General features: G+C 63.9%; 1 protein-coding gene. It reads right to left on the reverse strand.

The genetic code is table 11. The features are described 5' to 3' along the window. Nucleotides 1–604: cadherin-like domain-containing protein (locus J5M67_RS27190; RefSeq protein ID WP_207888513.1), on the reverse strand; the 604-nt coding region annotated here is incomplete at both ends.

Consider the following 604-nt stretch of genomic DNA (forward strand, 5'->3'; position numbering starts at 1 on the left):
GTCTTCGGCGGTGGTCTTGGACTGGTCGGCGGTGACCGGCGCATCGTTCACCGGGGTGACGTTGATGCTGACCACCGACTCCACGGAGCCGCCCTGGCCGTCGCTGACGACCACGGTGAAGGAATCAGCACCGTTGTAATCCTTGGCCGGCGTGTAGGTGTATTCGCCGGTGGCCGAGTCCAGCGTCAGGGTGCCGTGCTTCGGTTCGGAACCTGATTTCAGGGTGAAGGTGAGGCTGTCCTGATCCACGTCGGTGGCGACGATCTTGTCGCTGACCGCAGTGTCTTCGGCGGTGGTCTTGGACTGGTCGGCGGTGACCGGCGCATCGTTCACCGGGGTGACGTTGATGCTGACCACCGACTCCACGGAGCCGCCCTGGCCGTCGCTGACGACCACGGTGAAGGAATCAGCGCCGTTGTAATCCTTGGCCGGCGTATAGGTGTATTCGCCAGTGGCGGAGTCCAGCGTCAGGGTGCCGTGCTTCGGTTCGGAACCGGATTTCAGGGTGAAGGTGAGGCTGTCCTGGTCGACGTCGGTGCCCACGATCTGGCCGTTGACCGCGGTGTCCTCGGTGGTGGTCTTGGACTGGTCTTCAGTGACCGGC

Origin of the sequence: Pseudomonas sp. 30_B (assembly GCF_017491605.1) — a bacterium.
GTDB lineage: Bacteria > Pseudomonadota > Gammaproteobacteria > Pseudomonadales > Pseudomonadaceae > Pseudomonas.